At 61.5% G+C, this 696-nt stretch carries 1 protein-coding gene; it reads left to right on the plus strand.

From position 1 onward, the window contains the following. On the plus strand, positions 1–696 hold a 696-nt coding region (gene repC, locus EN780_RS36360), incomplete at both ends, for a plasmid replication protein RepC (RefSeq protein ID WP_281035416.1).

Consider the following 696-nt stretch of genomic DNA (forward strand, 5'->3'; position numbering starts at 1 on the left):
CAAGCCAGGTGGCCGCAAAGGCCATGCCGGCGGACCTGACGGTCCACAAATGGCATGTCTTCCAGCACATCAAGGAAGCCCGCGGCGCCTTGGGCGCGACTGATCGCGCACTGGCCATACTTGATGCCCTGCTGTCGTTCCACCCGGAGACGGCACTCTATGGCGATAGCGAGCTGATCGTCTGGCCGTCTAATGAGCAGCTGATCGGCCGCGCCAATGGCATGCCACCTGCGACGCTACGGCGGCACCTGGCGGTCCTGGTCGAGTGCGGCTTGATCATCCGCAGGGACAGCCCCAACGGCAAGCGCTACGCTCGGAAAGGGCAGGGGGGCGAGATCGAGCAAGCCTACGGCTTCGACATCTCGCCGATCGTGGCGCGCGCAGCGGAGTTCAAGGAACTGGCGGAAGTCGTCCGAGCCGAGAAGAAGGCCTACCGGGTCGTTAAGGAACGGCTAACCATATGCCGCCGCGACATCGTCAAGATGATAGATGCCGGCATTGAGGAAGGCGTTCCGGCAAACTGGGGCAGGGTCCAGCAAACCTATCAAGCCATCGTCGGCAAGATTCCCCGTACAGCGCCCCGCCAGGTCCTCGAAGCCATCGCGGCCGAGCTTGAGGACCTCTGGGCTGAAGTGCGTGAGGCATTGGAATCATTCGTAAAAACAAAGAATATGAGCGCCAATGAGTCTCATATCG

The sequence above is a fragment of the Mesorhizobium sp. M4B.F.Ca.ET.089.01.1.1 genome (genome assembly GCF_004022605.1).
GTDB classification, from domain to species: Bacteria; Pseudomonadota; Alphaproteobacteria; order Rhizobiales; family Rhizobiaceae; genus Mesorhizobium; species Mesorhizobium abyssinicae.